Source organism: Dactylosporangium sp. NPDC051484 (genome assembly GCF_040689395.1).
Lineage (GTDB): Bacteria > Actinomycetota > Actinomycetes > Mycobacteriales > Micromonosporaceae > Dactylosporangium.
On sequence record NZ_JBFAZX010000035.1, the window covers coordinates 61,774 to 70,558 of the forward strand.

At 67.5% G+C, this 8,785-nt stretch carries 8 protein-coding genes and 1 pseudogene; 5 read left to right on the forward strand and 4 right to left on the reverse strand.

What is annotated here, in order from left to right:
* Positions 1-347: 347 nt before the first annotated feature.
* Positions 348-995, reverse strand: a complete 648-nt coding sequence (locus AB0367_RS33815; RefSeq protein ID WP_366230561.1) for a hypothetical protein — start codon at positions 993-995, stop codon at positions 348-350.
* Between the two features lie 381 nt (positions 996-1,376).
* On the opposite strand from AB0367_RS33815, the pseudogene AB0367_RS33820 reads away from it, so the two are divergent.
* Positions 1,377-1,481 (forward strand): annotated as a pseudogene (locus AB0367_RS33820) (site-specific integrase); the annotation flags it as partial.
* A 74-nt stretch (positions 1,482-1,555) separates the two neighbouring features.
* Here AB0367_RS33820 and AB0367_RS33825 read toward each other — a convergent pair.
* Both AB0367_RS33825 and AB0367_RS33830 read right to left on the reverse strand, forming a co-directional pair.
* Complete coding sequence (locus AB0367_RS33825) at positions 1,556-2,089, reverse strand: hypothetical protein (RefSeq protein ID WP_366230562.1); 534 nt, start codon at positions 2,087-2,089, stop codon at positions 1,556-1,558.
* 299 nt (positions 2,090-2,388) lie between these two features.
* Entirely contained in the window at positions 2,389-3,126 is a 738-nt protein-coding gene (locus AB0367_RS33830) for a hypothetical protein (RefSeq protein WP_366230563.1), read from the reverse strand.
* Between the two features lie 164 nt (positions 3,127-3,290).
* Between AB0367_RS33830 and AB0367_RS33835 the strand changes: the two genes are divergently transcribed.
* The 3 genes from AB0367_RS33835 to AB0367_RS33845 all read left to right on the forward strand — a co-directional run bounded on the left by AB0367_RS33835 (position 3,291) and on the right by AB0367_RS33845 (position 7,249).
* Positions 3,291-4,364: a DUF6183 family protein gene (locus AB0367_RS33835; RefSeq protein ID WP_366230564.1), complete on the forward strand. Its 1,074-nt coding sequence runs from the start codon at positions 3,291-3,293 to the stop codon at positions 4,362-4,364.
* A gap of 363 nt (positions 4,365-4,727) precedes the next feature.
* Positions 4,728-4,973 (forward strand): hypothetical protein, encoded by a 246-nt coding sequence (locus AB0367_RS33840; RefSeq protein ID WP_366230565.1) that lies wholly within the window; start codon positions 4,728-4,730, stop codon positions 4,971-4,973.
* Positions 4,974-5,221: 248 nt separating this feature from the next.
* On the forward strand, positions 5,222-7,249 hold the full coding sequence (locus AB0367_RS33845; protein ID WP_366230566.1) for a phosphocholine-specific phospholipase C: 2,028 nt from the start codon (positions 5,222-5,224) through the stop codon (positions 7,247-7,249).
* A gap of 72 nt (positions 7,250-7,321) precedes the next feature.
* On the opposite strand, the gene AB0367_RS33850 is transcribed toward AB0367_RS33845, so the two are convergent.
* Positions 7,322-7,756: a VOC family protein gene (locus AB0367_RS33850; protein ID WP_366230567.1), complete on the reverse strand. Its 435-nt coding sequence runs from the start codon at positions 7,754-7,756 to the stop codon at positions 7,322-7,324.
* Between the two features lie 152 nt (positions 7,757-7,908).
* Between AB0367_RS33850 and AB0367_RS33855 the strand changes: the two genes are divergently transcribed.
* A complete protein-coding gene (locus AB0367_RS33855) occupies positions 7,909-8,151 on the forward strand; it encodes a hypothetical protein (protein WP_366230568.1) in 243 nt (80 codons plus the stop codon).
* The last annotated feature ends 634 nt before the right edge of the window (positions 8,152-8,785 follow it).

Genomic DNA, 8,785 nt, shown 5'->3' on the forward strand with positions numbered 1-8,785 from the left:
GCGGCGAAGCCGGGGTGGTAGGTGTCTAGAACCCGAGACGGACGGGGCGACAACCGCAACTGGTCGGCATCGTCACTGCGACGACGCCATCCGCGAGTCCCCTGACCATGCCGAGACTCTAACTCCTAATTTCCTATCGATCAAGTAGGAATGCCAAGCCTGTCACGGCCAGCCGCACGCTCGATGACGGTCAGTCGGCGGCAGCGATCGTGACGGTCGTCCGGTGCATGACCCACCGTCGGCGGGGAGCGGGTCAGACTTGGCTGGCCGATCCGCTCACGCTGTCACGGAGCTGGGCATGCCCCTGTTGAGACCGGCTGCCGGCCGGGGGATCACGGGCGCGACCGTCACGAGAATCGGTCAGTGACCTCGGTCCGGACCCGGCGACGCATCGCGTTGGCGATCGCGCCGATGATGCCGAGCAGCACGGTGTAGACCACCAGGACCGGCACCGCGATGTAGGCGACCTTGCGGACCGTGGCGATCGGTTCGACGGTCGATTTCGGATAAAAGGTGATTTTTCCTGGGGCCCGCTCGTAGACCTCGACGACCTCGCCCGGGCTATGTCTGCTCTCCCGGTCGCTAACGCGGTCGAGTTCGTAGCTCACCGCCTTGCCGGACTGGTCGGTGAACGTGTATTCGTACCGGTCGCAGCCGGAGTACTTCTGGTTCTTCTCGTACCGGGTGAAGGGCACGGCACAGCGCTCCGAGGCGACGGTCAGCGCGAACCTCGGGTGGCTGTCGATGGCGTCGACGCCGGCCACGTATACGACGGAATACAGTGCGGCGATCGCGATCGGGATGCCGATTACCACCAACGGCACCATCCGGGTCAGGCTGCCCAGGCCGACGGCGGTAAGCACTCCCCCGACGAACGCCGCACCCAATGCGATGCTCATGTTGTCCTGCAGCAGCCGGAACCCGAGCGTGTACGAGCCCAATGCCCACAGTGCGGCGAACCCGAGCACCAGCGGGACGCGCAGCAGCCTGATCATGCGCCCCAGTGTCGGGCAAGACCGAAAGCCGCGCGCGCGAGGGTCCGGAACACGTCAGCGCGTGCGGCCATGCGTCACGGGGCCGGGCGGTAGGCCAGGACGCCGGCCATGGACATGCGGGTCCAGGATGTTGACGCTCACCGAATTGACCTGGGGTCGGCTCACGTAATTGATCTAGTTCCTGGGTCGGGGCTTCGGACGTAGTGCTGCGGATTAGCGGTGACGGGTTGCCATTCGTCGATGTCGTCGGGACAGGGTGCGGGGCGGGCCGTGCTGATCGCCAACGTGGCATCCTTCGCCGCGAGCCTGACGGGTCAGCGCGCACGTCCACGCGGCGACGCCGCGAACGTCCGGCGGGCCCTACGCCGGGCGGCGAAGCTGGCTGGGCTCGATCCGAAGCGGTGGACGCTCCGGGAACTACGGCACAGCTTCGCGTCGGCGCTCGGCCTCACCCTGGAGCAGATCGCCGACCTCGTCGGCCACGCCATCCCAGCAAACTACTTGAAATAGATCAAAAACGATGGATGCCACGCCAGGTGGCGGCCATCGTTTAACACCAGCTACTTAGCGCCTGATGGCACGTCGCGATGGTACTCGAGGTACATTGCACCGTTGAACGGCTCGGCGCTCCCGATATCGCCAGCCTCGCGCCAGTACCGCAGATAACACGCCGCGCTGCCATGCAGCGACACGGACGGCGGGTCGAGCAGCAGCGGCAGTCGATACTCCTCGTCCGTTGGCGCGGCCGACTTGAACCACCGCGGATAGAGGTACACCTCCGGAGGCGTACCGACGTCCACTGCGGTCACGTAATCCCGGAGCTCTCGGTCGATGCGGTCGGCAGGCGCGATGCCCTGCTCCGGTCGCAGCGCGATGACGACCGAGGGCAGAAGTTCAGGGTGCGGGTGTTCCTCGAAGTACCCGACCATGACGAAAAACGCGGTCAGGGCGAGGTCCAGCACTTCCTGCAGCGAGGCGTTCTCATCGAGCAATCCAAGTTCGTCCAGATGTTCACCGACCACGGTCGCGCTGGCGTCCGGAAGGGTTCTTGTGATGAAGGCCAGGATCGCTGATTGCACCGGCGCGGTGAGCATCTGAACAACCTTTCAGTTCTGCATCGTCACTTAGGCAACGACCAGCCGCGCCTCAGCAGGAACTCCTTCTCTGCCGCTGTGAGCGCACGTCCACCGTGCTCCCACGGGCCGTCGCTGTTCAGCGCATGCGGCGCCTTCCGGCCACGAGGGTTGCCCTTGATGTGGATGTGCGGCTTCTCATGCGGGATCCGTGGCACACCGGAGGCCCTTCCTCATGTCACGCCGCCACGCCGGCACGATTGCCGCAGTCGATCTCTGCCGCGTCCAGCCATGCCCGGAAACCCTTATCTACCGGGCTCTCAAACGACCACGGCCACCCCCGACTGAGACTCGCCGAACTCCCAACCCGCCAGCAGCTTGCGTCGGCCGCCGAGGGCCGAGCTGCCGGTCGGCCACTCGTCCGCGCCCAGGTAGCAGGCGCCCGCGTCCCGCGACCAGAACGGCTCCAGGCAGTGCAGGCGCAGGTGGTCACGCAGCTCCGGCGGCTCGACCGCGGCCAGCGCCGTCTCCCAGCCCTCCTCGACCCGCCGCAGGCCTCCCGAGCCGAACGAGGCCAGCGCCGGCAGACGGTGCGTGAACGTCGCCATGCGCATGGCGTCGTACAGGGTGCCGTCCGTGGCCAGGCGCAGCAGCGCCGAGATGTGATAGTTCAGCCGATTCGCCGACGGTGCCGTCAGGTCAAGGCCGTGGCGGGCGAGCAGCACGCCCAGGTCGGCGCCTCGCACGAGCATGTCGGCATCGGCCGCCCGCACGTCGGCGAGGAACGCCGCCGGCAGTAGGTCGTCGGCCCAATCGACCGCGAACAGCGAATTGGCCAGGTCGAACTCCCAGGCGAGGTTCTCATGGTCGTCGTCGAGGTAGCAGGCATCAACGTCTGGTAACGCGACCGGGGCGGACGACGCGAGGGCGGCCGGGGTGAGCCAGCTGGCCGGGAGCAGGAGCTCGTCGAGGGTGTCGCCGCCGTAGTAGGCGTCGTAGGAGCCGGCAGGTAAGTCGGACCGCCCGAGCAGGGCGGCGAACGCGAAGGTCAGATCCACGCCACGCAGTCTGCACCACGGGTACGACAAAAGCGGAGAGGAGATCAGGCAGCGGCGTCCGGCGAGCGGTAAGCTTGCGCGGCCGCGGCGGGCGGTCGGCCTCGCTCACGGAGCTCACCGCGGATCCGTGCACCGCCCTGGCAGCGGGTACTACAGTGCCGGGCGTGAGCGAAGACGTGAACGCCATTGTTAGCGGACTGGCCGAGACGGAGAACGTGGCCGCGCTGTGTTCGCTCGCCGACCAACGAGTCGAGGCCGGAGACGCGGCGTTCGTCGCCGACCTCGGCATCGCGCTGTGGCGGCGCTACGGCGACGAGCCGGGGGCGCCGTGGCAGTACCGCAGCGCTTTTGACCACGTCGTGCGGTTGCTGACGCTGAGCCCCGGTACCGTCGGGGAGGCCGTGCTGATGCTGTCGGTCACCGCGAACCACCGCCAGTGCCGGTACGCGGCCGCGCTGCTCGCCTCGGCCCATGCCGGCGTCGGGCTCGCCGACGCACTCGGGGCCGCGGCGCCGCAAGAGCTGCGCGCGTGCCTGCTGCACGAGCTGGTGCTGCGCCGGCTCCCCGTCGAGGCGGACTGGACGGATGAGCCGTGGTGGCGTGAGCACCCGCTCGCCTGGCTGCCGGCGGCGCTGACGCCGCTGGAACAGTGGCCGGAGGTGCCCCGCTACGGATTCAACGGCAGCGGCGTCGGCCTGCCGTCGCAGGTGTCGGTCGCCGTCGGCGGAGGTGGAGCGGTACCGCCGGCGCTGGAGACCACGTCGCAGGCCGACGCCGCGGCGATCCAGGCGGCGGTACTGAACTGGACCGTGAAATCCAACGGCCGCAGCCAGGCGCGCACATACGAGCTCGGCGCCCGGCTGCGCCCGGACGCGGTCGCCGGGACGCTGCGCGGGCTCGGCCTGGAGAGTCTGCAGGGGCTGGACGGGGTCGGCTCGGGCACGCCCGAGAACGCGTGGGAGCAGCTGTTCGGGGCGGCCCGCTCGGGCGGTGCGTACAGCAGCGGCGAGCTCGGCGCCTACGGGCGGCTCGCTGCCTGGCAGTCCGTGGCCGCCCTGGCCGGCGCGCGGACCGGCGCCCCGATCTCCGAGGTCGAGGCGGCGGTCCAGGCGTGCGCGTGGTACTCCTTCGCCGGGGCGAGCGACTGGTTCCAGCGGGTCGCCTGGGACATCGGCCTGGCCGCGGTGTCGCCCGACGGCCGGCGGCTCGCGGTGCTGACCGCCACCGACACCGACTGACCCGCCCGTGCGGGCCGCGTCGCCGCGGCATGACAAACCAGTTTCCCCGGTACCAAAGTCCAGCACCGGCTTGCCGAAGTCCGAGGCGGCTCGGACCGCCGCGACGACCAGGGTGAGCAGGTCACGCAGATCCGCATCGAGACGGCCACGGCGAGCGAGGCAGGATAGATCCCCGTCGCCGACTGGCTCGACGCCGACCTCGAGGCCGACCTGCGGCGGGTGCTCCAGGCCCTCGTCGACCGTGTGCGCGCCAGGGCCGGACCACCGGGCGTCGGACGTAGCCGACTGCTGGCGGAGGTCGGGGCCGCGGCCGACGCGAAGTTGTCGCTGTACATCGATGCATTTAATCGATAACTTTCTTTTATGAAGCGATTCTTCGTCAGGGCGGTATTGATCGTGAGCGTTGTACTGTCGGCCGCCGGAATCGGCTCGGTGGCGCACGCGGGGGCGCCAGGCTATACCCGGCAGGGGCTGTACGGATGGCCCGACCAGTGCGCCGGGACCGGATACGTCGGCCAGCAGAACCACCAGTGGACGTCCTACTACTGCGAGACCATCACCGCCACCAACTGGAACGCGCCCGGCCTCTACGCGCTCTGGGTCGCCTGAACGGCGATCGCCCGAGTTGCACCGGTGAGCGCAGGGCGTGACATCGCATGCAGGCCCAGGATTGGCTTCTCCACGGTTTCTGCGGCTTGCGGCACTCGACGCTGCGCGGTCACTGGTCAAGCTCGGCCTGGGCGGCAGCGCCTGCTCGATCCCTTCACCGCCCGCTCCCCCGCAATTGACGGCGAGTTGGCCGAGACGTCAGCCCGGGTTCGCTTCGTAGCTCATGCACTGCCCGACGATCGGGACTCATGGGACGGTTGAGCCGCAGAAGCTTCGTCACGCTGTCCGCAAGCGCCGCCGCAGGCGCGGTGATGGCACCGGGAATCCAAACCGGCACGCCAACCAAGGCCGCCGCGGCGACCACGGGCACGATCGCCGATGTGCAGCACGTGGTCATCCTGATGCAGGAGAACCGCAGCTTCGACCACTACTTCGGGACCCTGAAGGGAGTACGCGGCTTCGGCGACCGCAGCGCCATCACGACCAGCACCGGCAGTTCGATCTTCCGCCAGCCCAACGGTACCGGGTGGCAGTACCCGTGGAAAATGAGCAGCACCCTTCCCTCGGGCGGCACGAACCCCGACGACATGGCTCAGTGCAACGGGGGTTTGGCGCACAGCTGGTCATCGCAGCACGCGGCGTGGAACACGGGCAAGCTCGACAACTGGATCTCAGGAGTCGGCAACGTCCGCACGATGGGCTACCTCGACCGAAGCGACATCCCATTGCACTTCGCGCTCGCCGACAACTACACCATCTGCGACGCCTACTTCTGTTCGGCGCTGAGCGCGACCGGACCCAACCGTACCTTCCTGTGGAGCGGCAAGGTCGACGCGCACAGCAAGGACGGCGGCGATGAGTCGGGGCTGACCTGGCAGACCTTTGCCGAGGCGCTGCAGAACGCCGGGGTGACATGGAAGGTCTACCAGCGCTCCAGCGACAACTTCGGCGACAACGGTTTGGCCTACTTCCAGCAGTTCACGAGCGCCTCTCCGGGCAAACCCCTCTACGATCGCGGCATGGCCTCGGTGCCTGGCACGAAGCCCACGCACGAGGCGATCGCCGACGCCATCAGGGCCGACGTCGTCAACGGCACGCTCCCACAGGTCTCCTGGGTGGTCGCCAACGAGGCCTTCTCCGAGCACCCCTCCGCCCCGCCCGGCGACGGCGCGCACTTCGTCAACCTCGTGATCCAGGCCCTCAACGCCGACGCAAGCGCCTTCAACTCGACCGTGCTGTTCCTCAACTACGACGAGAACGACGGCTGCTTCGACCATGTGCCGCCTCCGGTTCCCCCGAGTGGCACCACGGACGAGTTCCTCAGCGGCGTACCGATCGGGCTCGGTTTCCGCGTACCCATGCTGGTGATCTCGCCGTGGACCCGTGGCGGCTGGGTGAGCTCGGAGGTCTTCGACCACACCTCCGTCATCCGGTTCTTGGAACGGTGGACCGCGGCGCTCGGCACGCCGGCGACCTGCCCCAACATCAGCGCGTGGCGCCGAACGGTGGTCGGCGACCTCACCGGCGTCTTCGACTTCGCCTCGCCCGTGTACGGGCTGCCGCAGCTACCCGCCACAAGCGTGATCACCCACGCCTACTGCAAGACGCTGCCCAACCCGACCCCGAGCACCAACGCCCTACCCGCACAGGAGCCCGGCACCCGGCCGGCCAGAGCCCTGCCCTACCAGCCCAACGGATACCTCGACCGGCTCGAGTTCGGCGCCAACGGCAAGATCCTGGCCTGGTTCCAGATGGTGAACCAGGGCGCCGAGGCGACGCGCGCGGTCCATTACTCGATCCACCCCAATGCGTACCGCAACCGCGACCCCTGGCAGTACACGGTCAACGCGGGCGGTACCGCAACCGACTACTTCAACATCGGTGCAGGCTACGGCTCAGGCCAATACGACCTGAGCATGGTCGGTCCGAACCGCTTCCTGCGCCGCTTCATCGGCAACGCCACCAACGCCGGCAAGAACGCCTTTGTCAGCAGCTACTACGCGGTGGCATCCAACACCGGGAGGCAGGCGATCTGGTTCCGGATGAAGAACACATCAGCGTCAGCGATGACCTTCACCATCACGTCGAACCAATACCGCACGGACGGCCCCTGGACCTACCCGGTGGGTGGCGGGCAGACCGTGGACGACTGGTTCAACGCCGTTGCGTACAACAACGGCTGGTACGACTTCACGATCACCGTCGACATCGACCCGGCCTGGTCGCAACGCTTCACCGGCCACATCGAGACCGGCATGCCCAGCGTATCCGGATGACCACCACTCGGGGCTGCCTCGCACGACATGCTCACGCGAGGCAGCCCCGAGTGCGCGGTTCGCGGTGACCGTTCAGTCGAGACAGAACTCGTTTCCCTCGACGTCCTGCATCACGAGGCACGACTCGTTGACGCCGTCGGCGCGCAGCAGACGCACGCGCACCGCACCGAGCGGGACCAGACGAGCACACTCGGCCTCAAGGGCAGCCAAGCGCTCCTCACCGACGAGCCCGGTGCCGACCCGCACGTCAAGGTGCAGCCGATTTTTCACGACCTTACCTTCGGGAACCCGCTGAAAGAGCAGTCGCGGACCCACCCCCGAGGGATCAACGCAGGCGAACACCGAACCCTGCCGCTCCGGCGGCAACGCGCGATCGAAATCGTCCCAGCTGGCGAACCCCCGAGGTGGCGACGGCACGACGTACCCCAGCACCTCGCACCAGAAACGAGCGACGCGCTCAGGTTCCGCGCAGTCGAAGGTGATCTGGAACTGCTTGATCGCTGCCATCGGGCCACCATAGAGAATTGTCTCCGTCATCTCCATAGATATACCTCTGAGCTCGGTACGGTCTCACGTCCGCTCGTGGGTGCGATGGGCATGGTGCGCTGGCTGCCCGCCGGGGATGTCGACCCGGATTCGGGGGCTGGAAGAATGTCCTGGTGCCGGTCGAAGATCTGCGTCCACTGTTCACCGCGCGGTCCGCCGCCACCGTGTATCCAGCGTTGGCGATGCGCTCGATCGATCGGAAACCGGGACTGACGCTGGACTCGGACACGATCGGGCTGCTGCGTGACGGGCTCGGATTCTACGACATGGAGATCCGGTGGGTGGTCCATGTGGATGCCACCGGCGTGTTGCGGTTGCGGCGATCATGGACGGGATACCAGATCTACGAGGCGTAGGTCGTCCTCGACGCACCGGGCACCCGCGCGGCCATCTCGGGACTGCATGTGGAGCAGCATCCGAACCGGTTCACCGGCCTTTTGTCCAACGAACCGGCCCTGTTCGAGCGGATACTGATCTCCTCGGTGAACCACCTCCGGCACTTCCGGGCCGGCCACACGCCATACGGGCCGCCACCGTCCGCCGGGCCCATGCCAGAACCGTGGCCAGCGATCGGGACCACGGTCGCCGAGTAGCTGCCGTCCGGGCCGTGGGCTGGGCTCCGGCTGGCAGCGAATTCGACGTCGGACACCGGCACGGACGCTCGCTTGACGCAACGGTGTTGAGATGGCCGCGAACCGATCGCTACCCACCGTTACGGCCGAACGATCGCGTCGGCACCTAGTCTCGATCTCACCATGTATCACGAAAAAGCCCTAAAACGGCAGCTCAGCGTCTTAACTTAAGTCGTATGTTGACTTGCCTTGAGTGTCGGCATAGCCTCCGGTAGATCTGTTAAGAGTCTTGACAGATCTGGCCTCTGCCTCACCCACGCGGCCGGCAGGGGCCTGCTCCCGCCCGACACGGGACCTCCCCCAATCACACGGGTCCAGTGCGGGCGCCGCCCAGAAAGGGAGCCGCACGTGACACCCT

Coding starts and splice junctions, on each gene's coding strand:
- AB0367_RS33815 (WP_366230561.1), bottom strand. CDS start 995: ATGATCAGGCTGCTGCGCGTCCCGCTGGTGCTCGGGTTCGCCGCACTG.
- AB0367_RS33825 (WP_366230562.1), bottom strand. CDS start 2,089: ATGCTCACCGCGCCGGTGCAATCAGCGATCCTGGCCTTCATCACAAGA.
- AB0367_RS33840 (WP_366230565.1), top strand. CDS start 4,728: ATGAAGCGATTCTTCGTCAGGGCGGTATTGATCGTGAGCGTTGTACTG.
- AB0367_RS33845 (WP_366230566.1), top strand. CDS start 5,222: ATGGGACGGTTGAGCCGCAGAAGCTTCGTCACGCTGTCCGCAAGCGCC.
- AB0367_RS33850 (WP_366230567.1), bottom strand. CDS start 7,756: ATGGCAGCGATCAAGCAGTTCCAGATCACCTTCGACTGCGCGGAACCT.